The organism is Pseudomonas sp. BF-B-26, assembly GCF_019956495.1.
In the GTDB taxonomy this organism is placed as follows: domain Bacteria; phylum Pseudomonadota; class Gammaproteobacteria; order Pseudomonadales; family Pseudomonadaceae; genus Aquipseudomonas.
This window is the reverse complement of the sequence record NZ_JAHBDP010000106.1, coordinates 1-21,200: the sequence shown is the minus strand read 5'-3', so window position 1 is coordinate 21,200 and position 21,200 is coordinate 1. Positions and strand designations below refer to the sequence as shown.

General features: G+C 59.8%; 17 protein-coding genes. 9 read left to right on the top strand and 8 right to left on the bottom strand.

From position 1 onward, the window contains the following. Positions 1-90 precede the first annotated feature (90 nt). The 6 genes from KGB03_RS24465 to KGB03_RS24440 all read left to right on the top strand — a co-directional run bounded on the left by KGB03_RS24465 (position 91) and on the right by KGB03_RS24440 (position 6,300). Positions 91-1,167, top strand: a complete 1,077-nt coding sequence (locus KGB03_RS24465; protein ID WP_218536669.1) for a putative 2-aminoethylphosphonate ABC transporter ATP-binding protein — start codon at positions 91-93, stop codon at positions 1,165-1,167. Beyond that, a complete protein-coding gene (locus KGB03_RS24460) occupies positions 1,167-2,891 on the top strand; it encodes a putative 2-aminoethylphosphonate ABC transporter permease subunit (protein ID WP_223529566.1) in 1,725 nt (574 codons plus the stop codon). Before KGB03_RS24465 ends, KGB03_RS24460 begins: the two co-directional genes overlap by 1 nt. A gap of 51 nt (positions 2,892-2,942) precedes the next feature. Further along, positions 2,943-3,968, top strand: a complete 1,026-nt coding sequence (locus tag KGB03_RS24455; RefSeq protein ID WP_223529564.1) for a putative 2-aminoethylphosphonate ABC transporter substrate-binding protein — start codon at positions 2,943-2,945, stop codon at positions 3,966-3,968. A gap of 124 nt (positions 3,969-4,092) precedes the next feature. Beyond that, on the top strand, positions 4,093-5,226 hold the full coding sequence (locus KGB03_RS24450; RefSeq protein ID WP_223529562.1) for a TIGR03364 family FAD-dependent oxidoreductase: 1,134 nt from the start codon (positions 4,093-4,095) through the stop codon (positions 5,224-5,226). After that, positions 5,226-5,792, top strand: a complete 567-nt coding sequence (locus KGB03_RS24445; RefSeq protein ID WP_223529560.1) for a phosphonate degradation HD-domain oxygenase — start codon at positions 5,226-5,228, stop codon at positions 5,790-5,792. Before KGB03_RS24450 ends, KGB03_RS24445 begins: the two co-directional genes overlap by 1 nt. 85 nt (positions 5,793-5,877) lie before the next feature. Beyond that, complete coding sequence (locus KGB03_RS24440; RefSeq protein WP_223529558.1) at positions 5,878-6,300, top strand: hypothetical protein; 423 nt, start codon at positions 5,878-5,880, stop codon at positions 6,298-6,300. A gap of 146 nt (positions 6,301-6,446) precedes the next feature. Here KGB03_RS24440 and KGB03_RS24435 read toward each other — a convergent pair whose 3' ends face one another. Continuing rightward, complete coding sequence (locus KGB03_RS24435; protein ID WP_223529556.1) at positions 6,447-7,823, bottom strand: GTPase/DUF3482 domain-containing protein; 1,377 nt, start codon at positions 7,821-7,823, stop codon at positions 6,447-6,449. After that, positions 7,816-9,195: a DUF2868 domain-containing protein gene (locus KGB03_RS24430; RefSeq protein ID WP_223529554.1), complete on the bottom strand. Its 1,380-nt coding sequence runs from the start codon at positions 9,193-9,195 to the stop codon at positions 7,816-7,818. The genes KGB03_RS24435 and KGB03_RS24430 overlap by 8 nt, the downstream gene beginning before the upstream one ends. Before the next feature lie 85 nt (positions 9,196-9,280). On the opposite strand from KGB03_RS24430, the gene KGB03_RS24425 reads away from it, so the two are divergent. Beyond that, positions 9,281-9,793 carry a dihydrofolate reductase gene (locus KGB03_RS24425; protein WP_218536676.1) on the top strand — a complete coding sequence of 171 codons (513 nt, stop codon included), beginning with the start codon at positions 9,281-9,283 and terminating at the stop codon, positions 9,791-9,793. A gap of 117 nt (positions 9,794-9,910) precedes the next feature. Here KGB03_RS24425 and KGB03_RS24420 read toward each other — a convergent pair whose 3' ends face one another. Next, positions 9,911-11,302 (bottom strand): L-cystine transporter, encoded by a 1,392-nt coding sequence (locus KGB03_RS24420; RefSeq protein WP_111448424.1) that lies wholly within the window; start codon positions 11,300-11,302, stop codon positions 9,911-9,913. A 240-nt stretch (positions 11,303-11,542) separates the two neighbouring features. Between KGB03_RS24420 and KGB03_RS24415 the strand changes: the two genes are divergently transcribed. Next, positions 11,543-12,610 carry a haloacid dehalogenase-like hydrolase gene (locus KGB03_RS24415; protein ID WP_218536677.1) on the top strand — a complete coding sequence of 356 codons (1,068 nt, stop codon included), beginning with the start codon at positions 11,543-11,545 and terminating at the stop codon, positions 12,608-12,610. Positions 12,611-12,788: 178 nt separating this feature from the next. Further along, a complete protein-coding gene (locus KGB03_RS24410; RefSeq protein WP_223529552.1) occupies positions 12,789-14,003 on the top strand; it encodes an SGNH/GDSL hydrolase family protein in 1,215 nt (404 codons plus the stop codon). 72 nt (positions 14,004-14,075) lie between these two features. Here the strand turns inward: KGB03_RS24410 and ilvD are convergent, their stop codons facing one another. The 5 genes from ilvD to KGB03_RS24385 form a co-directional block, all read right to left on the bottom strand. Beyond that, positions 14,076-15,917, bottom strand: coding sequence for a dihydroxy-acid dehydratase (gene ilvD / locus KGB03_RS24405; protein ID WP_111448426.1), 1,842 nt, complete (start codon positions 15,915-15,917; stop codon positions 14,076-14,078). 258 nt (positions 15,918-16,175) lie between these two features. Next, positions 16,176-17,381: a multidrug effflux MFS transporter gene (locus KGB03_RS24400; RefSeq protein ID WP_223529550.1), complete on the bottom strand. Its 1,206-nt coding sequence runs from the start codon at positions 17,379-17,381 to the stop codon at positions 16,176-16,178. Continuing rightward, positions 17,374-18,351: a diiron oxygenase gene (locus tag KGB03_RS24395; RefSeq protein ID WP_218536680.1), complete on the bottom strand. Its 978-nt coding sequence runs from the start codon at positions 18,349-18,351 to the stop codon at positions 17,374-17,376. The genes KGB03_RS24400 and KGB03_RS24395 overlap by 8 nt, the downstream gene beginning before the upstream one ends. After that, entirely contained in the window at positions 18,348-19,427 is a 1,080-nt protein-coding gene (locus KGB03_RS24390; RefSeq protein WP_223529578.1) for a SagB family peptide dehydrogenase, read from the bottom strand. The genes KGB03_RS24395 and KGB03_RS24390 overlap by 4 nt, the downstream gene beginning before the upstream one ends. A gap of 423 nt (positions 19,428-19,850) precedes the next feature. Further along, positions 19,851-21,047: a class I SAM-dependent rRNA methyltransferase gene (locus KGB03_RS24385; protein ID WP_008150557.1), complete on the bottom strand. Its 1,197-nt coding sequence runs from the start codon at positions 21,045-21,047 to the stop codon at positions 19,851-19,853. Between the last annotated feature and the right edge of the window lie 153 nt (positions 21,048-21,200).

Genomic DNA, 21,200 nt, shown 5'->3' with positions numbered 1-21,200 from the left:
ATACCACTATCAGCCGTTTTTGCCTCACTGCCACATGACGGACGCATTACAAACCTAGGATGGCCTTCATCTGCTTGATGAGGCCTGTCCATGAACCACTCGATCGCAACTGCCCTGACCAACCCCGGCGCGCCGATGAAAGTGCGCGGCGTGCAGAAACGCTTCGGCGCCTTCACCGCGCTGGATAACGTGTCCCTCGACGTGGCGGCCGGTGAGTTGGTGTGTCTGCTCGGTCCGTCGGGCTGCGGCAAAACCACTTTATTGCGTTGCATTGCTGGTCTTGAGAAACAGGACAGCGGCGAGTTGTACCTCGGTGATCGCGACGTTTCCCACCTGGCGCCTCAGGCTCGGGACTACGGCATTCTGTTTCAGTCCTACGCGCTGTTCCCCAATCTCACCGTCGAAGCGAACATCGCCTACGGCCTCGCCGGCAGTGGTCGCGATGAAGTGCGCAAACGTGTCGGTCAGATGCTGGAGCTGGTCGGCCTGATCGGCAGTGAGAAAAAGTACCCCGGCCAATTGTCCGGCGGCCAACAGCAGCGCGTCGCACTCGCTCGGGCATTGGCGCCGGCACCTTCGTTGCTGCTGCTGGACGAACCGATGTCGGCCCTCGACGCCCGGGTCCGCGAGCACCTGTGCACCGAACTGCGCCAATTGCAGCGCAACCTCGGCATCACCACCCTGATGGTCACCCACAATCAGGACGAAGCCATGCTGATGGCCGACCGCATCGCCGTGATGAACAACGGCAAGGTCGAGCAATACGCCACGCCGCAGGAAATCTACGACCGCCCGGCCACACCGTTTGTGGCGGAGTTCGTCGGCCAGGGCAACTGGCTGCCCTTCCAGCGCAGCAGCGACAGCCACGCCCAGGTCGGCGGGATGAACATGCGCCTGGCCGCCGATTCGGGCAACGCCGCATCGGGTCGTCTGTTTTGCCGCCCGGAAGCGATCAGCGTCAACCCGCCCGTGCATGAAGAAAACCTGTTCCCGGCCAAGGTTCGCGAAATCACCTTTCTCGGCAACCGCTGCCGCATGAGCTTCGAACTCGATCAACTGCCGGGTCATGCATTGCTGGCGGAACTGGCGCCGGAAGCCATGCCGCGTCTTGGCGCGCAACAGATCATGGTCGCCTTGCCTCCGCGCAGCCTGCAGGTGTTTGCCTGATGAGCGCGAACCTCGCGCTGCCGATCCCGCACAAGCAGGTTCGGCAGACCTCCCGTGCCGAGATCGGCGACCGGGTGTTCGTGGTCGGCGGCAAGGTCCTGTTACTGGTGTTGCTCGGCGTCGCGGTACTGATGCCGTTGCTGGCGATCTTCTGGCGCGGTTTCAGTTCGGAAGCCGGGCAGGGCGGCGGTCTGGTGGCCGCCCGTGAATTGCTGACCAGTGCCAATTTCCACTGGTTGCTCGGCAATAGCCTGAAAGTTTCCCTCAGCGTGGCGGCGATTGTCGTACCGCTGGCCTACCTGTTTGCCTACGCCCTGCAACGCACCTTGATTCCGGGTAAAGGTATCTGGCGCGGCATGTCGCTGTTGCCGCTGATGGCGCCGTCGATGTTGCCGGGCATTGCGCTGGTTTATCTGTTCGGCAACCAGGGCATGTTGCGCGGTTTGCTCTCGGACAATATCTACGGCTTCTGGGGCATTGTTCTGGGTGAGGTCATCTACACCTTCCCACACGCGCTGATGATTCTGCTGTCGGCGCTGTCCCTGGCGGATGCGCGACTGTTCGATGCCGCCTCCAGCATGGGCGCGAGTCCGGCAAAAGCCTTCCGCAGTATTACCTGGCCGGCGACGCGTCAGGCCGTGTTCGCCGCGTTCTGTCTCGTCTTCACGTTGACCATCACCGACTTCGGCGTGCCCGTGGTGGTCGGTGGCGACTATCAAGTGCTGGCGCTGGAAGCCTACAAAGCCGTGGTTGGCCAGCAACAGTTCGGTCGCGGCGCGTTGATCGGCATGGTCCTGCTGCTGCCAGCGCTGTTCAGCTTCGGTGTCGATGCCTGGTTGCGTCGGCGTCACGGCGATTCCATGAGCGGTCGGGCGCAGGTCTTTCAACCGGCGCCGTCGAAATTGCGGGACGGCTGCTACCTGGCCATCGTGCTGCTGATCTGCGCGGTGTTGCTGCTGGTGTTCGGCATGGCGGTGTATTCGTCACTGGTGAAATTCTGGCCGTACAACCTGTCGCTGTCGCTCAATCATTACCAGTTCAACGACACCGCGGGCGGTGGCTGGCTGGCCTATGGCAACAGCGTGAAGATGGCCTTATGCACGGCGTTGATCGGCAGCGTGCTGATCTTCACCGGCGCCTACCTGATGGAAAAAACCAAGGGCCAACGAGGGCTGAATCTGACACTGCGCATGCTCAGTTTCGTACCGATGGCGGTGCCGGGTCTGGTGCTGGGCCTGGGTTATGTCTTCTTCTTCAACCTCACGGGCAACCCGCTGCATGTGCTCTACGGGACCATGACCCTGCTGGTGGTTTGCACCATTGCTCACTATTTGACCACCGCACAAATGACCGCCACCACCGCACTGCGCCAACTCGATGCCGAGTTCGAAGCCGCAGCGCTGTCGCTCAAGGCGCCGCTGTATCGGCACTACCTGCGCGTCACCGTGCCGATCTGCCTGCCGGCGCTGCTGGACATCGTGCGCTACCTGTTCGTCTCGGCCATGACCACCGTCTCGGCAGCGATCTTCCTCTACAGCCCCGACACCATCCTCGCGGCGGTGGCGGTGCTGAACATGGACGACGCCGGCAACGTCGGCGGCGCAGCGGCGATGTCGACCCTGATTCTGTTCACCTCGGCGGGCGTGTCCCTGCTGCTGGCCTGGGCCTCGCGCGGTTTGTTGCGCCGCTCCCAGGCCTGGCGGCAGACCGCGCCTGGTCATTGATTCGCTGCTCCTAAAACCGAAAGCCCCTCAACTCAAAAACAGGAAAAGATCATGTTCAAGCCCCTGGCCCTGGCCGCTGCTGTCCTCACCGCTTTCAGCCTGAACGCCTTCGCGGCGAAAACCGAGTTGACGGTGTACACCGCCCTCGAAGCCGAACAACTGAAGACCTATAAAGAAACGTTCGAAAAAGCCAACCCGGACGTCGAAATCAAGTGGGTGCGCGACTCCACCGGCATCATCACCGCCAAGCTGCTGGCCGAAAAAGCTCGCCCGCAGGCTGACGCGGTCTGGGGCCTGGCGGCTTCAAGCCTGGCAATCCTCGACCAGCAAGGCATGCTGCAAAGCTACGCGCCGAAGGACCTGGGCAAGATCGGCGGCAACTACCGCGACGCCGCCAACCCGCCAGCCTGGGTCGGCATGGACGTCTGGGCCGCGACCATTTGCTTCAACACCGTCGAAGCCGAAAAGCAGGGCCTGAGCAAACCGGTGAGCTGGCAGGACCTGACCAAGCCTGAGTACAAAGGCAAGATCGTGATGCCGAACCCGGCCTCGTCCGGCACCGGTTTCCTCGATGTCAGCGCCTGGCTGCAAACCTTCGGCGAAAAGCAGGGCTGGCAGTACATGGACGACCTGCACCAGAACATCGGCCAGTACGTTCACTCCGGTTCCAAGCCTTGCAAACTGGCGGCGGCGGGCGAATTCCCGATTGGTATTTCCTTTGAATACCCGGCCGTTCAGCTGAAACGCCAAGGCGCGCCACTGGACATCATCCTGCCGAAAGAAGGCCTGGGCTGGGAGATCGAAGCGACGGCTGTGATCAAGGGCACACCGCACGAAGAAGCGGCGAAGAAACTGGCTGACTTCTCCGCCAGCCCGGCAGCGATGGAGCTTTATAAAGAGAACTTCGCCGTGCTCGCGCAACCGGGTATCGCCAAGCCGCAGACCGAATTGCCGGCCGACTACGAGCAGCGTTTGATCAAGAACGACTTCGCCTGGGCGTCGAAGAATCGCGACGAAATCCTGACCGAATGGCGCAAGCGCTATGACGGCAAGTCCGAGAAAGTGGCTGCCAAGTAAGATCTTCATCGGCTGACAGGGCCCCTTCGCGGGCAAGCCCGCTCCCACAGGTTTTGTGAACACCACGGACCCTGTGGGAGCGGGCTTGCCCGCGAAGGCGGCTTCGAATTCAGGACATCTCTCCATGACACACCACAACGACATGCTGATCGTCGGCGCCGGCATTCTCGGTCTGTCCCACGCCTACGCCGCCGCCCGGCGCGGTCTGAAAGTCACCGTTTTCGAACGCAGCGAAACGCCTTTGGGCGCCTCGGTGCGCAACTTCGGCCAGGCCCTGGTCACCGGCCAACCACCGGGCCCGATGCTCGAACTGGCCAAAGCCAGCCGCGAGATCTGGGGCCATTGGGCACAACTCGCCGGCTTGCAACTCAAGCGCAACGGCTCATACCTGTTTGCCCGCACCGAAGCCGAAGAACATCTGCTGGAAGCCTTCTGCGCCGGTCGCGCCGTGGAACACGGTTACCGCGTCGACCTGTTGCGTGGCGCTGCATTGCGCGATGTGTACCGCGGCCAGTTCAGCCATCACCGCGCCGCGTTGCACGGGATGGACGATCAGCAACTGTATTCCCGTGAAGCCATTCCAGCGCTGATCGACTACCTGCGCCGCGAACTCGGTGTCACGTTTCACTTCTCCACCCTCGTGCGCGACATCGAGCCCGGCCGCTTGCACAGCACCGCCGGATCCTTCAGTGCCGAGCAGATCATCGTCTGTTCCGGCCACGATTATCAGACGCTGCTGGCCGAGCCGATCGCTGAACTCAACCCGCAAATCTGCCGCCTGCAAATGCTTCGGGCCCGACCGCAAATCAACCTCAACCTGCAACACGCGTTGCTCACCGGTTTGAGCTGCGTGCACTACGGCGCCTTCGCCGATCTGCCGGAAGCGGCGGCGGTGCAGGCGCAAATCCAGCGAGACGCGCCGCACCTGCATGAAAATGGCATTCACCTGCTGATCAGCCCGACACCGTATGGCGAATTGATCATCGGCGACTCTCACCATTACGGCAGCGACCCGTCGCCGTTCAACGCTGAGCAGGTGGATAACTGGATGCTTGAGCTCGCGGAACACACCCTGGGTTGCAGGGTGCAAGTGGTCGAACGTTGGCAAGGCGTCTATGGTTCTCGTGGTCCGGGGCCGTTCTCGTTCCTGCGGCCGATGCCGGGCGTGAGCGTGGCGCTGATGCACACGGGTGTCGGCATGAGCGTCGGGCCGGCGATGGCTGAACACAACCTAGCAACGTTGTTGGGAGAGCATTGATGGACCGCAATGAGCAAGTGATCGCCGAGGTGTTCGGTCTGTACGAGCGCTTTGGCGACAGCGATTACATCGGCGAACCAGTGTCGCAGATCGAGCACATGTCCCAGGCCGCCGAACTGGCCATGGCCGAGGGCTTCGATGACGAAGTGGTGCTGGCCGCGTTCTTCCACGACATCGGGCATATCTGCGCAGAGAGTGCCGAGAACATGGGCGGCTTCGGCGTGGTCAGTCACGAGCGCCTGGGCGCGGATTATTTACGCCGTGCAGGTTTCAGTGAGCGCATGGCGCGGCTGGTGGAGTACCACGTTCAGGCCAAGCGTTATTTGACACTTAAAGAACCGGGTTACTACGAGCGCTTGAGTGAAGCCAGCCGTCGAACGCTGGAGTATCAGGGCGGTGTGATGACCGCTGAAGAGACAGAAGCCTTCGAGCAGGATCCGTTGTGCGAGGTCAGTCTGCGCATGCGCCAGTGGGATGAGTTGGCGAAGGAGATGGCGGTGCCGGTGATTGATCTGGAGGAGTTGAAACGCAAAGCGGTCGGTCTACTGTCCCGCGAGGCGCAATGAGTTGTCTCACAGGCAATTGAGAAACGGCGAATGGAGGGGCTTGCGATAGCGGTTCAATCTGGGCTTTTCGCAAGGAAGCGCACGGATGCGTTATTTGAAAGTGATTGCACAGGATCGAAGCGGGAAGGGCACGGCAGATACCGTTCATTTTGAATTCCATGACGCTGATCGGTTGCAGCGTGAGACGACGGATGCAGATCGGCAACAACTCAGGTCGCTCGGCAAAACCTATTTGAAATGCGCCTGGTTCAACGAGGGTGAAGGTGAGGAGCGGCACTTGCGCATCTTCTCGCAGAATTCATCCGCTGACGGCACACCTGAAACGGTGCGGCTACATTTTCACGAGGGGCAGAAGATTGCCTATAAAGCTGCGGCTCACGATCTTGATAACGATGGTGGACTGGAGGTGATACTGAGTTCGGATGTGGACAATGACGGGCGCGCGGATCGCACGGATCGGCGACGAGTCGCCTCGATGGCGGGGGAGTTTTTGAAGCTCGGCGTATAAACCCGGGAACGAGCCGCTGCATTCGCGAGCAAGCCCGCTCCCACATTGGATCTGCGTCGTACACAAAACCTCTAATCACTGCAGATTAAATGTGGGAGCGGGCTTGCTCGCGAAGAGGCCCGCCTGAGCTGCACATCACTCGGGCTTTACAACTGTTGCGCCAACACCTCAACCTGCTCTTGGCGCTCCCCCTGACTCAACTTCGAATGCGGATTAAGCGAAGACCACTGCGGATGCGCCCGGGCCTTGTTCAGCGGTTCGGGCAGTTTGCCTTCGCGCCAGGTCTTGTCCTGGGGTGTGGCGACTTGAATGCTGTCCATCGCCGCATGCCCACGCGCATTGAGTGCTTGCAGCAGTTGTCGCTGACGCAGCGCCAATAGCCGCAGCACGCTGTCATCGACGGTCAGTTCGCGCTGGCCTTTGATCTTGCCCATCAACCGACTGCCATAACTGCGGGCCGTTTGCAGGGCGCCACCGGCAATCGCTCCAGCCAATGCGGCCGCACCGAGGGTCAGGCCGCCTACCAGCAAATCGACCCCGGCCCCGGCTGCCGCGCCGGCCGCGATACCGCCACCGACTCGCACGCCGAGCTGTTTCAGGGTTTCCGGGTTGAACAGGTCATCCCCCCAGCGGCCATCGAGCAGCGGCAGGTCACTGGCCGCCGCGTCCTGTGGACGGAAGGCGTAGAGCTTGAGCAGCGCTTCGACGCAGCGTTGTTCCCGTTGTCGAACCGCCTTGCGCAGTTCGTTGATGGCTTGCTGTTCTTGCTCGGCTTCGCTGATCACGCTGCGCCGGCACGCGGCGCAGTCGATCAATAATTCGGCAATCAGCCGCGCCGCACTCTGTTGCCGGGCCTGGCGTTGGGCTTGCTGATCGACGATCAAGCGTTCCAGTTGCGGGCGGGCGTTCTCCAGCAGCAGGGCGAGGCTTTCATACAGTCGACGTTCGCCATCCTCCGGCGGTGCGACGCTGTCGAAGCGGACCAAGGCGTGCAAGCCGAGGCGTGCCAACGCTTCGCGCCAATCCGGTTCGCGGTGGTTGGCGCTGCTGACGAAATTCAGCACCGGCAGCAGCGGTTTGCCGCAGCTGGCCAACACTTCCAGTTCGTCGCGGTACTTGGCCAGCACCGGTTCCCGGGCGTCGATCACGTAGAGACCGGCGTCGCAGGTCAGCAGTTGCCGCAGCACCTTGGCTTCCTGTTCAAACCGTTGTCGTGCTTCGCTGCCATCAAGAAATCGCGCTAACCGTGCCGGGCCGTCGAGGCGTTCACCGGGACGCTCCAGGCGTTCGAGATAGTCGAGCAGGGCGATGGCATCTTCCAGGCCGGGGGTGTCGTAGAGGTCGAGCAACGGCTCGCCGTCCACCGACAACCGTGCGCCTTCGACGTGTCGTGTGGTGCTGGGGCGATGAGACACCTCACCGAAACCGACATCGCGGGTCAGGGTGCGCAACAATGAGGTTTTGCCTACGTTGGTGTGGCCGACCACTGCGAGCTTCAAGGGCGGTTTCCATGGATTAGTCATGACCGCTCTCCAGCCAGTTCAACGGCGCGCAATCGGCGAACGGCAAGTCCAGCTGTTGCAGCGCCACGTGCCAGTCGCCGAGCCTTTCGGCATCCAGCGCTTCGCCCGGCGGAGCTTGCAGCAGCCAGACGCGAGTGGCGCTGGCGCTGCGGGCCAGTTCGGCGATCAGTGCCAGACTGCCGCGGTCCGGCGAACGTCGCGGATCGCAAGCGATGGCTAGACGGGCCGGGGGGAAGCGACTCAGCTGTTCGAGAAGTTTGTGCCGCGATTCGCGACTGTCGAGGACGCCGGCGTTGCTCACGGATTTCGGCAGTGGCGGCGGCCAAGGGCGTTGGTCGTCCAGCTCGATGGCCACCAACAGCGCGCCATCGCTTGGCAGGTCGCTGACACCGCTTTCAATACGGTGCAATTGCTCTGGCTCAGCGTCGCTGATGCCCAGGCGTTCGCTGGTTGGCATCAGCCGTTCGCGCAGTTGGGCGTAACCGGGCAGGTTCAAATCCAGATGCAATGTTGCTTGCCCGGTTTTCCAGCGCCACAGGCAAAACAGCGCCAACAACAGTCGCGGCAAAACACCGTAGACCACCAGCACGCCGACCAGCCATGTTGCCCAGGCCTGACGGGCGCTTTCGATATTCAATGCGGCGTCGCCGCTGGCGCGGATCATTTCCACGGTCGGAACGTTGAAGCCCAGCATGGCCGGCAGGGCGCCGAGGGCCTGGGTCATGGCGACGAAGGTGTCGCCGCCCAGGAGCGTGGTTTCCCAGACGAAGCCATAACGGCGGGTCGCCATCAGCATCAACAGCATGACCAGTGCGCTGAGCATCGCCAGCAACCACAAGCTGTTGACCAGTATGCCGACCGCCCAGCGATTGAGTTTCTGTCGTTGCAGCAAGAGCAGCAGGGCCGGGGCCAGTTGCGCGGCTTTGGCATTGCGGGCGAGTTTTTCGCTGAGCCATAACCATAAGCGGCCGAGGGTGGCGCCGTGTTCGCCGGCGAAGACCAAGCCCAGCGCCCAGCTCAGCAATAGAATCAGGTTCAGCCCGAGCAAACTGCCCAAGGCCCAGAACACATTCACCGGAGTTTGTCCGTCGCCCAACGCGGCAAACGCCAGACCGGCGCCGCTGGCAATGGCCAGCACCGCCATCACGATCAGCGCCAGACGCGCGCCTTGAAGCCAATGTTTGAGGGCGCTGGTCAGCCCATCGCGCTCGGCCAGCCACAGGGCACGGCGTTGAATACGTGTCGACAGATCGCCGCCCGCGCTGCGGGCCAGTCGGTTGGCTTCCAGATCATCCAGGGGGCCGGCATGTTCTTCACGCAGGCGCACCGTCTCGGTCAGCCAGAGGTTTTGCAGTGGAGTCAGTTCAGTCACGCGGCATCCCGTCGCTCAATTGAACGGTGAGCATAACCGCTGTGGCGCTTATCGGGGTACGGGAGGCTCTGGTATCCTCGCCGGCATGACTAAATCACTCCCCCTCAGCCTGATCGCAGCCCTCGGTGAAAACCGTGTGATCGGCGTCGACAACAGCATGCCCTGGCACTTGCCGGGGGACTTCAAATACTTCAAGGCCACGACCCTCGGCAAGCCGATCATCATGGGTCGCAAGACCTGGGATTCCCTCGGTCGCCCGTTGCCGGGCCGGTTGAACATCGTGGTCAGCCGTCAGGCAGATCTGAAGTTGGAAGGCGCGGAAGTTTATCCGTCGCTTGCGGCTGCAGTGGTTCGCGCGGAAGAGTGGGCGCGGGAACAGGGCGTCGATGAGCTGATGCTGATTGGTGGGGCGCAGTTGTATGCGCAGGGGTTGGCCCAGGCTGATCGGCTGTATTTGACGCGCGTGGCGCTGAGCCCGGAAGGGGATGCGTGGTTTCCGGAGTTTGATTTGGGGCAGTGGAAACTGGTGTCGAATGTTGCGAATCCAGCGGAAGGCGATAAGCCAGCGTACAACTTCGAGGTGTGGGAAAAGGCCTAAAAGCTTCGCGAGCAAGCCCGCTCCCACAGTTGATCTCGGGTGTTCATAAGTTCTATGTACACCGCAGGACCAATGTGGGAGCGGGCTTGCTCGCGAAGGCGGACTATCAGGCGCTACTTAAGCGTGAGCCAACTCCGAATGTTCATCCGCATCCAGCAGCTCTTTATCGGTCTGCTGCATGATCTGGCTGGTGATCGCACCGGCGGTAATCGAACCACTCACGTTCAACGCCGTGCGCCCCATATCAATCAGCGGCTCAACCGAAATCAGCAACGCCACCAGTGACACCGGCAAGCCCATCGCCGGTAACACGATCAACGCGGCAAACGTCGCGCCACCGCCCACTCCGGCCACACCCGCCGAGCTCAGCGTCACAATCGCCACCAGCGTCGCGATCCACAGTGGGTCCAGCGGGTTGATGCCCACAGTCGGTGCAACCATCACTGCCAACATCGCCGGGTACAGACCGGCACAACCGTTCTGGCCAATGGTCGCGCCGAACGACGCGGCGAAACTGGCGATGGACTGTGGAATACCCAAACGGCTGGTCTGGGCTTCGATGCTCAGCGGAATGGTCGCAGCGCTGGAGCGGCTGGTGAAAGCAAACGTCAGCACCGGCCAGATCTTGCGGAAGAAGCGCAGCGGGTTGATCCCGGCCGCCGACACCAACAGGCCATGGACCACAAACATCAGGCCCAGCCCGATGTAGGAAACCACCACGAAACTGCCGAGTTTGATGATGTCCTGCAGGTTGGAGCCGGCGACCACTTTGGTCATCAGCGCCAAAACGCCGTACGGGGTCAGCTTCATCACCAGACGCACCAGGCGCATCACCCAGGCTTGCAGGGTGTCGATGGCGTTGATCACTTTCTGACCTTTCTCGACGTCATCTTTCAACAGTTGCAGCGCCGCGACCCCAAGGAACGCAGCAAAAATCACCACGCTGATGATCGAGGTCGGCTTCGCGCGAGCGAGGTCGGCGAACGGGTTTTGCGGAATGAACGACAGCAACAGCTGCGGCACATTCAGGTCGGCAACCTTGCCCGCGTAGTCGGTCTGGATGGTTTGCAGACGGGCCATTTCCTGAGTGCCGGCCACCAGGCCTTCAGCGGTCAGACCAAACAGGTTGGTCAGCCCGATACCGATCAGCGCCGCAATGGCCGTGGTGAACAGCAGCGTGCCGATGGTCAGGAAGCTGATCTTGCCCAGCGACGAGGCGTTGTGCAGGCGGGCCACGGCGCTAAGGATCGAGGCGAACACCAGCGGGATCACGATCATTTGCAGCAACTGCACGTAACCGTTGCCCACCAGATCGAACCAGCCGATCGACGCTTTCAGTACCGGGTTGCCGGCACCGTAAAGGGTGTGCAGCGCCACACCGAACGCCACGCCCAGCACCAGCGCGAGCAGAACTTTTTTCGCCAGGCTCCAGGTGGTGTGACGGGTTTGTGCAAGACCAAAAAGTAACGCGAGGAACACCAGCAGATTGAGGATCAGCGGCAGATTCATGAGAACTCCGATAAGACTTGTGCCAGCCACCTTCCGGGGTGACTGCGAACCGGCAAGCCTAACAGCTTGATTTCCAATGAATTAATACCAAAAACGTATGAAAACCGTCGTTTTTGGAATAAGCGCGCGTCGCTCACAGGGATGCAGCTGGCGCAATGGAGACGTGAGCGGTCGCTGACAGGCGAGGACTGTCACACTTATTTGTTAGCGTCGATGTCTTTCATTCAGGGAGAAATGCCGATGAAGCTTGCACCGAAATTTCTGGCTGCCGCGTTGGGATTGAGTTTGGGTCTTGGCCTCGCCGGCCAGGTATTCGCCACGGATTTGAAGCATTGGCCAGCCGATCAGGCCAAGGCGCTGGACGCAATGATTGCCGCCAACGCCAACAAAGGTAACTACGCGGTGTTCGACATGGACAACACCAGTTACCGCTACGACCTCGAAGAGTCGTTGCTGCCGTTCATGGAAAACAAGGGCCTGATCACCCGCGAGAAACTCGATCCCTCCCTGAAACTGATGCCGTTCAAAGACACTGCCGACCACAAGGAAAGTTTGTTCAGCTACTACTATCGACTCTGCGAAGTCGACGACATGGTTTGCTACCCATGGGTCGCCCAAGTGTTCTCCGGCTTCACCCTCCAGGAACTCAAAGGCTACGTCGATGAGTTAATGACGTCTGGTAAACCGGTGCCGGCGACGTATTACGAAGGCGACGTGGTCAAGAACCTCGACGTCAACCCGCCGAAAATCTTCACCGGCCAGAAAGAGCTCTACAACAAGCTGATGGAGAACGGCATCGATGTCTACGTGATGACCGCCGCCTCCGAGGAGCTGGTGCGCATGGTCGCCGCCGATCCGAAGTACGGCTACAACGTCAAACCGCAGAACGTGATCGGCGTGACCACGCTGCTCAAGGACCGCCAGACCGGCGAACTGACCACGGCGCGCAAGCAGATCACCGCGGGCAAGTATGACGAGAAAGCCAACCTCGGCCTCGAACTGACCCCGTACCTGTGGACCCCGGCGACCTGGATGGCCGGCAAGCATGCGGCGATCCTGACCTACATCGACGAGTGGAAAAAACCGGTACTGGTGGGCGGCGATACCCCGAGCAGCGACGGTTACATGCTGTTCCACGATGTTGACGTGGCCAAGGGTGGCATCCACTTGTGGGTTAACCGCAAAGACAAATACATGAACCAGATTAACGGCATGATGGCCAAGCACGCGGCGGCTCAGGCCAAGGAAGGGTTGCAGGTCACGGCGGACAAGAACTGGGTGATCGTGAAGCCGGAAGAGATTCAGTAAATGCCACGATAATCGCCCCCGCACAGTGTGGGCACGCGACCGGCCCCGCAAATGCGGGGCCTTTTTTTGTTCGGAATAACGACGCGCAGTGGCTGTCTGCTGCCTATATTCATTGATTTATCATTGGGTGATACGGCGCTGGGCAGTTGGCTCGGGCAACGACCGAAGGAACGGGGGCATGCGACGATTACATCGGGTCTTTATCGCGTGGATGATCGCCACGCTGAGCGGATACGGCTGGCTTTGCACGAGTGCGGCGGCTGAGTCGATGCCGCGAAATGATCAGGTCATTTCACCCACCGTGCCTCAAGGGGTCTCGCCCCTGAACTTGAGTAAGCTGGTGGGCAAACTAAAGGCCTCGCGCAGCACGTCGGTCAGTATTGTGCAATTGGGAGACTCTCACACGGCTGCCGATTTGTTCACAGGCGAAATGCGCCGACTGTTCCAGAAACAATACGGTGCTGGCGGCATTGGCTTCATCGCGGCGATGCCTGTACCAGGCACTCGTTACGATCAGGTTGTTCTGTCGACGGTAGATGGGCAATGGCGTCTGGTTTCCAGTCGCAATCAGTACAGCGGCGAGTTTCCATTGGGAGGCTATCTGTCGCTGCCCATGAGCCCGGGCGCAGGGGTGCATATCGAATCACGAGCATCGAATGACGGCATATATCGAATATCAGCGCTGTACCGTGCGCTCTTCAATAGCCGCCTGACCGCCAGTGCTGGAGGGGACTCTGCCAGTGTCGAGCTGTTGCCAACATCTGGACAATGGCGTTTCAGCCCCGCTATCAAACCCGTAAGCCTGCCGGTTGATCTGGTGATAGCCTCGAATCAGACCGTAGAACTGGGAGGCTGGAACATCGAGTCGTTGACAGAGACTGGAGTGACGTACTCTGCATTGGGTGTTAATGGTGCGATGTTGAAGATTCTCGATAGGTGGCAAGACGGCTGGCAAAGCACCCTGCAAGCCTTGCACCCTGACTTGCTGGTACTCGCGTATGGGGGTAATGAAGCATTTGACGACGATCTGGACCTGACACTTTATGAGGCTGACCTGAGCGAGAAGCTTGTCCTGTTACGACGCACCTTGCCTGATGTCGTGATCTTGCTCGTCGGGCCAGCAGACTCGATAAAACAACAGTCCGCTGACTCATGCGCCGGGCGCCAACCGGCAAAACTGGCTCAGATCATTCAAATTCAAAGGCAAGCAGCACTGAAGGCCGCCGCCTTGTTCTGGGACTGGCAAGCTTACATGGGTGGCGCCTGTTCAATTGAGCGCTGGCAGGTAGCGCATTTGGCTCAAAATGATCTGATTCACCTGAGTAGTGAAGGTTACAAAAAAAGCGCCGGCGAACTTTACGATTATCTGCAAGCCCGGCTGGTGGGGCCGTAAAGCGAGATCTCATCATAGGCCCATAAAAAAGCCCCGCACTTGGCGGGGCATTCTTATCGCGGTGATCGACGCTTACAGCCCGTCGAGCATCGCCTTGTTACGCACAGCACCCTTGTCGGCGCTGGTCGCCAGCAGGGCGTAGGCCTTCAGTGCGGTGGTCACTTTACGTGGACGTTTTTCCACAGGCTTCCAGCCTTTCTGATCCTGCTCGGCACGACGACCGGCCATTTCTTCGTCGCTGATCAACAGGTTGATCGAGCGGTTCGGAATGTCGATCAGCACTTTGTCGCCATCCTGCACCAGACCAATCGCGCCGCCGGCCGCCGCTTCTGGCGAAGCGTGGCCGATGGACAGGCCCGAGGTGCCGCCGGAGAAACGGCCATCGGTGAGCAGGGCGCAAGCTTTGCCCAGGCCTTTGGATTTCAGGTACGACGTCGGGTACAGCATTTCCTGCATGCCCGGGCCGCCTTTCGGGCCTTCGTAACGAATGATCACGATGTCGCCGGCTTTCACTTCGTCCGCGAGGATGCCGCGTACGGCGCTGTCCTGGCTTTCGAAGATCTTCGCGTTGCCTTCGAACACGTGGATCGACTCGTCGACGCCGGCGGTTTTCACCACGCAGCCGTCCAGCGCGATGTTGCCGTAGAGAACGGCCAGGCCGCCTTCTTTCGAGTAGGCGTGTTCGACACTGCGGATGCAGCCGTTTTCACGGTCGTCGTCCAGGGTTTCCCAACGGGTCGACTGGCTGAACGCGGTTTGGGTCGGGATGCCCGCGGGACCGGCCTTGAAGAAGTGATGCACCGCTTCGTCGTTGGTCTGGGTGATGTCCCACTTGGCGATGCCTTCGGCCAGGGTTTTACTGTGCACGGTCGGCAGGTCGGTGTGCAGCAGACCGCCACGGGCCAGCGAGCCGAGGATGCTGAAGATCCCGCCGGCGCGGTGCACGTCTTCCATGTGGTACTTCTGGATGTTCGGCGCAACTTTGCACAGTTGTGGAACGTGACGGGAGAGACGGTCGATGTCGCGCAGGTCGAAATCGATCTCGGCTTCCTGGGCCGCAGCCAGCAAGTGCAGGATGGTGTTGGTGGAGCCGCCCATGGCGATGTCCAGCGTCATGGCGTTTTCGAACGCCTTGAAGTTGGCGATGTTGCGCGGCAATACCGACTCATCGTTGTCGCCGTAGTAACGTTTGCACAGCTCGACGATGGTGCGACCGGCCTGCAGGAACAGTTGCTCGCGGTCGCTGTGGGTGGCCAGGGTCGAACCGTTGCCCGGCAATGCCAGGCCCAGGGCTTCGACCAGGCAGTTCATCGAGTTGGCGGTGAACATGCCGGAGCACGAACCGCACGTCGGACAGGCGCTGCGCTCGTACTCAGCGACTTTCTCGTCAGAAGCGCTGGAGTCGGCGGCGATCACCATGGCGTCGACGAGGTCGAGACCGTGGCTGGCCAGTTTGGTCTTGCCGGCTTCCATCGGGCCGCCGGAAACGAAGATCACCGGGATGTTCAGGCGCAGGGCGGCCATCAGCATGCCAGGGGTGATCTTGTCGCAGTTGGAGATGCAGACGATCGCATCGGCGCAGTGGGCGTTGACCATGTACTCGACGGAGTCGGCAATGATCTCGCGGCTCGGCAGCGAATACAGCATGCCGTCGTGGCCCATGGCGATGCCATCATCCACGGCGATGGTGTTGAATTCTTTGGCGACACCGCCGGCGCGTTCGATTTCACGGGCGACCAGTTGGCCCAGGTCCTTGAGGTGGACGTGGCCCGGTACGAACTGGGTGAAGGAGTTGGCAATGGCGATGATCGGCTTTTTGAAGTCGTCATCTTTCATACCCGTTGCGCGCCACAGTGCGCGGGCGCCGGCCATGTTGCGGCCATGGGTGGATGTTTTCGAGCGGTAATCAGGCATGAAGCACTCCGGGCGGCTAATCAGGTATCAAAAGGGAAGTGAGCTTCTATTGACGTCTGGAACACTCAGAAATGGCCGTGTGTCCGGAAGTTGCCGATAACTTTGCGGGATCGCCGCGCGCTTCAGCTTGAGCTCATAAACCCGCCGGGGGATGACTGGCGATGAATGTCGCGATTCTACACGGCTGGCGTCAGGAGGGAATGCCGGAAAAGGGGGATCCAGCACTGACGGAGCGTGTGGGATGACGACCGGCAGGAATCATCCGGTATTCAGCGAGAGCTGCCGACGTGTGATCAGTGCATTGAAGGAAACGCCGACGGTGCTCAAGACGATGAAACTCAATGCGAGAGTCGTTTGCAGATGGGCGCCACTCAGATTGATCAGGGCGCTGATCACCCCGCCAAAGATGAAGATCAGCGTGTTCCCGGCCGACGCCGATGTACCGGCATTGTCCGGGAACACTTCCATGGCTTTGGAGGTGGCAACAGGGCGGACGATGGTTGTGCCGGCGGTGCAGATGATCATGGGGATCAGCACGGTCAGGGCTGAAAGCCCCAGCAGATTTGAGAGCAAGAGCATCACCAGTCCAGAAATGAAGATCAGGCCCAGGCCAACGACTATCTGTGTATTGGCCGCGATCCGCCCGGCGAGGACTCGAGCGACAATGCCGCCGATGATGTAGGCCACGCCATACAGCAACAATGTCAGGGAAAACTCGTAGGCCGAAAGCTGCAACTGCTCCATGAAGATCAGGGGCGAGATGACAATGAAGGAAAAGTGGCAGGTGAAGGCGATTGCGGCGATCAGCCAATAGCCGAGGAAACCCGCATCGCGACAGACGCGCCGGTAGGACTGAAGAATGCTTCGGCGCGGGGTTGTGGTGGTGTGCCGGTTATCAAGAAAGAAACAGGCCTTGAGGAACACGGCGGCGGCGAGGGCAATAAAGATAATGAAGCTTGCGGGCCAGTCCAGTGCCTGTTGCAACAGGGTGCCAGCCAGTGGCGAGACGGAAATGAAGATCCCGCTGGCGGTGACCATCAGGATCCGCAGTTGATCCCGCTCCTTGCCGTCGAACAGGTCCTGGACCAGTGCCTGCGAGAGTACGAAGCAACCGCAGCCGATGGCCTGCACCACCCGGAACATCAGGAACCAGGCGTAGTCAGTGGACAGCACGCAACCCGTCGCACCGACAATCGAGACTGCCATTCCCGCCAGCAGCAGACTTTTGCGCCCGATGACATCCGAGAGCGGCCCGACCAGCAGTTGGGAAAGTGCGATCCCGATGGCAAACAGGCTGATGGAAAACGCGATGTCGCCTGGCGTGGTCCGGAAGTGTTCGGCCAGCGCCGGGAACGATGGCAGCAGAACATCCAGAGGGAAGACCCCCAGCATGACCATGGTCATTAACAGGGTGATCGCAGAGCGGCGGTGTTTGACACTGACCGCAGATTTTCCTTCATCCATCGACAAGTCCTGCCTGTACGAAGATTCGCTGGTTAAAAGGCAGGTCGAAAAAACCTGCCTTTTCCATTGCCTGTAGCGTCGCGCCTGCACCTGATCGGGCGCGCTGAAGGCAGGCTTGCGGGCCGGTCAGGGCACTGAGGATTTCTGCGACGCAATTTTCCCTGAGGCCCACGCTGTTCAGGCTTTCCTTCAGCCATCGTTCATCGACCTCAAAGAACATCAGGAGGATGTCCACCAGCAGCTTTGCGGCGAACGTGCGTTGGCTGCTGTTCAGGGTCAGCCACAGATAATGGAACACCTCGCAAAAATAACGACTGTGTCGGGCCTCGTCGGTGAGGTGGTCCCTGAGCATTTCCTGGACGCTGGACACCAGCTCGTTGCGGCAAACCTCGAGCAGTTCCCTGGCGATGATGGTCTCGGACACGAAACCGACGAGAAACCAGGCCAGCGCTTTATGCCTGTCTGGGCAGTGGTCAATCAGGGCGTTCAGTCGGGTAATGCGGCGCGGCATCACCGGGCGTTGGGTCATGCCGTAGAGGTCGGCTATCTGCTCGGCGAGACTATTGGAGAACAGCGCGTGATAACCCTCATCGGTATAGAGCTGGAGGGCGGCCGTTTTCATCCGTCGGGGGATGGGCGCACCGAGCTCATCGTGGACGATGGTTTCCACGGAGCGGTTGACGATCCGATGTTCGAGCCGGGTGGTGTAGTCGAGGAAATACACCAGATGGTTGGCCGATAATCGATGGGTGATCGCGCTGCCGGCTGCTTCGATCACCGGGTGATTCAGGTAGGGCAAGAAGGCGGGCGGGAACCAGTGTCGTGTTTCCAGTTGCCGTTCCAGATCTGATGGCAATTGATAGGTGTGTTCGCTGGTTCGTACCGAGGCTCGGGTGTTCCAGTCACCGAGGGTGAAGCGCTGTGCCCAGGCGTCGGGCAGTGACAGGTCGTCTGTGCGGGGCTCGGTCATTGTTGTGAGCCTCGGCTGCGCAGCAGTGCTTTTAATTCCTTGCACATCACTTGCCCGTCACTCTGGCCGCAGCCCACAAAAAACAACGGTTGTTCGGCGCTGTCCTCGATCCCCAGCAACGTTTCGACCTGATCGTCCGCCAACGCACCGGTCAGCCAGGTGCTTAACCCAAGTGCGGTGGCCACCAGTTGAAAGGTCTGTGAAATATGACCGGCCTCCATGTAGGCCATTCGGTACGCCCGCGAGTGTTCATATTTCCACCACAGTTTGTCGAAGCGAGCGGTGATGAACAGGCCGACTGGCAGGTTGTTGATGAAATGCTGCCCACACAACAACTGGCCCAAGGGCGAGTCAGGCACCGGACTGACGAAGCTCAGAGCATGTTCGTCGGGGTGGTAGGCGTAGAGACCGGGATTCAGGCCGCTGACGTTCTGAACATGAAGAAAACCTTCGCAGGCATTCAGCCCGCCACCGGATGGACTGGTGCGCCGGGCGCCGAGACCGTCAGCGATGGTTTCGTCGATGTCGTTGTCGCGCTCACGCAAATAGCCAAGGGACAAATACAGAAGAGTGCTCACATCATCGAGGGAAACCCTTTCACCCGTGAAGGTGCGACAGGTCTTTCGCTCGATCAATGTCTTTACCAGCGCTTTTACCGGGAAGCAGGAGGGTTGAGGCAGGGCAATTCGTTCGGTTGTCGGGCGCTCTGTGCGCCTGGTCTGGGGGGCAGGAGTGGCCAGTAGTTCGGCGCAATGGTCCAGATAGTGTCTCGACCATTCATTAATATCTTGGGGGACATATTCACAAGGAATGTTCTTGGTGCCGATATGAAATATCTTCGACAGTTCGTCCCAACCCCATTCAAGGGGGCTTTGTATTGAGGGTGTGAGTATTCCCGCGTTCATGAGTTGTGTGTCTATTATGTTATTGTCATCAAACTTTTCAGGGTTTTCGATAAGGTGTGCGAGACGGGTTGAATACTCAAGATTCAATTCGAATTGTTTGTGGTTCTTGTAGTCCCAGACTATTTGGTCGGGCGTGCGAGGAAGTATGAATATATAAGGGTTTATCTGCATGATTGGCGATTCACTCTGGTCTTTCCATAGAAAACGCTGGGTAGCCGGCACTCCCCAGCGTTTCATTTACTTAGCGGGCTTTTGGTGCGACCAGAAAAGCCAGGTTAGCGATTTTGTTGGTTTCCAGAGTAATTGCTTTCATGTTTTGAACTCCTTGTAATTGATAGTGAGTGTCACTCCTTTGTGACGACTTAATCATAGTTTGTAATGAATTCTTATCAAGGGGAAATTGGGTAGGAATATTCCAGTAATTTTGTCGGATTGATCTGAGGGTTGGATGAATCTTGTAAGTTCTGTCCGCTTAAATAACAGACAGGGCGAAACGTCCTGCAAGTCATTAAGATCGCTGGAGTAGGAAGTTAGAGAGTTCAATAACAGATAATAGAACGGGGAGCCGGCAGGCTCCCCGTCAAACCGGCGAAATCAGCTGTTTGGCAGCAGACGGCAGGTGATGCTCTTGATGTAGCGGGTTTCGGCGATAGCCGGGTGAACCGGGTGATCCGGGCCCTGACCGCCACGCTCCAGCATCTGGATGTTGCGGTCCAGGTGACGGGCGCTGGTCAGCAGGATGTTCTGCAGATCGTCTTCCGGCAGGTGCATCGAGCATGAAGCGCTGACCAGGATGCCGTCCTTGCTGAGCAGGCGCATGGCTTGCTCGTTCAGGCGACGGTAGGCACCTTCACCGTTCTTCATGTCTTTTTTGCGTTTGATGAACGCCGGAGGATCGGCAACGATCACGTCGAAACGCTCTTCGCTGGCTTTCAGCTCTTTCAGGGCTTCGAACACGTCACCTTCGATGCAGGTCATTTTGTCGGCGAAACCGTTCAGCGCGGCGTTGCGCTCGACGCCGTCGAGGGCGAAGGCCGATGCGTCGACGCAGAACACTTCACTGGCGCCGAATGCAGCCGCTTGCACGCCCCAGCCGCCGATGTAGCTGTACAAGTCCAGCACGCGTTTGCCTTTGGCGTAAGGTGCCAGGCGCGCGCGGTTCATGCGGTGGTCGTAGAACCAGCCGGTTTTCTGTCCCTGGATGACGGGTGCTTCGAACTTCACGCCGTTTTCTTCCAGGGCAACCCACTCCGGCACCAGGCCGAACACGGTTTCGACGTAGCGGTTTAGGCCTTCGGCATCACGGGCAGCGGAGTCGTTCTTGAACAGAATGCCGCTAGGCTTGACCACTTGGGTCAGCGCTGCGATCACGTCTTCTTTATGGGCTTCCATGGTTGCCGAAGCGATCTGTACCACCAGGATGTCGCCGAAACGATCAACTACCAGACCTGGCAGCAGGTCGGAATCGCCGTAGACCAGGCGATAGAACGGCTTGTCGAACAGGCGATCGCGCAGGGACAGCGCGACGTTCAGGCGATGCACCAGCAGCGACTTGTCCAGCGGCAACTTGATGTCGCGCGACAAGAGGCGGGCACAGATCAGGTTGTTCGGGCTCATGGCAACGATGCCCAGCGGCTTGCCGCTGGCGGCTTCGAGGATCGCCTGGTCGCCGGCCTTGAAGCCGTGCAATGGGGTGGCGGCTACATCGATTTCGTTGCTGTAGACCCACAAGTGGCCGTTTCGCAGGCGACGGTCGGCGTTGGCTTTGAGGCGCAGGCTAGGCAGGGACATGACGTCGCTCCGGAAAAAAGAGCGGGAGTATAGCGTGTTGAGGTAGTGGCGGGTTTGGTGGTCGATGAAACGCCGATGAGGGTCGTCAGTAAGGTGCTGAACCTGTGGGAGCGGGCTTGCTCGCGAAGGCGGGGTGCCAGGCAGCATTAATGT

Coding starts and splice junctions, on each gene's coding strand:
- KGB03_RS24465 (WP_218536669.1), top strand. CDS start 91: ATGAACCACTCGATCGCAACTGCCCTGACCAACCCCGGCGCGCCGATG.
- KGB03_RS24460 (WP_223529566.1), top strand. CDS start 1,167: ATGAGCGCGAACCTCGCGCTGCCGATCCCGCACAAGCAGGTTCGGCAG.
- KGB03_RS24455 (WP_223529564.1), top strand. CDS start 2,943: ATGTTCAAGCCCCTGGCCCTGGCCGCTGCTGTCCTCACCGCTTTCAGC.
- KGB03_RS24450 (WP_223529562.1), top strand. CDS start 4,093: ATGACACACCACAACGACATGCTGATCGTCGGCGCCGGCATTCTCGGT.
- KGB03_RS24445 (WP_223529560.1), top strand. CDS start 5,226: ATGGACCGCAATGAGCAAGTGATCGCCGAGGTGTTCGGTCTGTACGAG.
- KGB03_RS24440 (WP_223529558.1), top strand. CDS start 5,878: ATGCGTTATTTGAAAGTGATTGCACAGGATCGAAGCGGGAAGGGCACG.
- KGB03_RS24435 (WP_223529556.1), bottom strand. CDS start 7,823: ATGACTAATCCATGGAAACCGCCCTTGAAGCTCGCAGTGGTCGGCCAC.
- KGB03_RS24425 (WP_218536676.1), top strand. CDS start 9,281: ATGACTAAATCACTCCCCCTCAGCCTGATCGCAGCCCTCGGTGAAAAC.
- KGB03_RS24420 (WP_111448424.1), bottom strand. CDS start 11,302: ATGAATCTGCCGCTGATCCTCAATCTGCTGGTGTTCCTCGCGTTACTT.
- KGB03_RS24415 (WP_218536677.1), top strand. CDS start 11,543: ATGAAGCTTGCACCGAAATTTCTGGCTGCCGCGTTGGGATTGAGTTTG.
- KGB03_RS24410 (WP_223529552.1), top strand. CDS start 12,789: ATGCGACGATTACATCGGGTCTTTATCGCGTGGATGATCGCCACGCTG.
- ilvD (WP_111448426.1), bottom strand. CDS start 15,917: ATGCCTGATTACCGCTCGAAAACATCCACCCATGGCCGCAACATGGCC.
- KGB03_RS24400 (WP_223529550.1), bottom strand. CDS start 17,381: ATGGATGAAGGAAAATCTGCGGTCAGTGTCAAACACCGCCGCTCTGCG.
- KGB03_RS24395 (WP_218536680.1), bottom strand. CDS start 18,351: ATGACCGAGCCCCGCACAGACGACCTGTCACTGCCCGACGCCTGGGCA.
- KGB03_RS24390 (WP_223529578.1), bottom strand. CDS start 19,427: ATGCAGATAAACCCTTATATATTCATACTTCCTCGCACGCCCGACCAA.
- KGB03_RS24385 (WP_008150557.1), bottom strand. CDS start 21,047: ATGTCCCTGCCTAGCCTGCGCCTCAAAGCCAACGCCGACCGTCGCCTG.